Origin of the sequence: Streptomyces albospinus (assembly GCF_014648695.1) — a bacterium.
GTDB lineage: Bacteria > Actinomycetota > Actinomycetes > Streptomycetales > Streptomycetaceae > Streptomyces > Streptomyces albospinus.
The window spans coordinates 1-676 of record NZ_BMRP01000150.1; the positions used below are offsets into that span (position 1 = coordinate 1).

Consider the following 676-nt stretch of genomic DNA (forward strand, 5'->3'; position numbering starts at 1 on the left):
TCGGGACGACCGGGGGCGGGCTCAAGGCCGCAAGGCCCTGGTCCGTGAGCGAGCGGAATACTTCCGGCTCATGGACCAGGGCTTCAACAACTCGGAGGCATGCCGGATCGTCGGCATCAACCGACGGACCGGTAAGCGGTGGAGGCACGGGCGTCGGGCGACAGGCTCGGAGAAGGCAGCACCGCCGGTACGCCGGCCCGGCACGCCCAACGGTCCGTCGCGGTATCTACGCGAAGCCGAGCGCATTCACATCGCCGATCGGCTGCGGGAGAAGGCATCCGTCCGGCAGATCGCCGCTGAGCTGGGCCGCAGCCCGTCCACGATCAGCCGGGAGATACGTCGCAACGGCATACCCCTGCGCGCAGGCTCCTCCCGCTGGGCTTATCGGCCGCACGCCGCCCAAGCCCGCGCCAACGCCCGCCGACCTCGCCCGAAGCCGGGGAAGATCGGCCAAAAACCTGAGCTGCGCGACTTCATCCAGGACCACCTCGAACGCCGGTGGAGCCCTGAGCAGATCTGCCAGGCTCTGCGAACCGCCTTCCCCGACCGGCCGGAGATGCACGTGGCTCACGAGACCATCTACCAGGCCCTCTACGTCCAGGGCCGCGGAGAACTCCGCCGCGAACTGACCAAAGCCCTGCGAACCGGCCGGGCCATGCGGCGACCGCACCGCATG

1 protein-coding gene is annotated in these 676 nt (G+C 69.5%); it reads left to right on the top strand.

All coding sequences use genetic code 11. From position 1 onward, the window contains the following. On the top strand, positions 1-676 hold a 676-nt coding region (locus IEZ17_RS41710; protein WP_189308839.1), incomplete at both ends, for a helix-turn-helix domain-containing protein.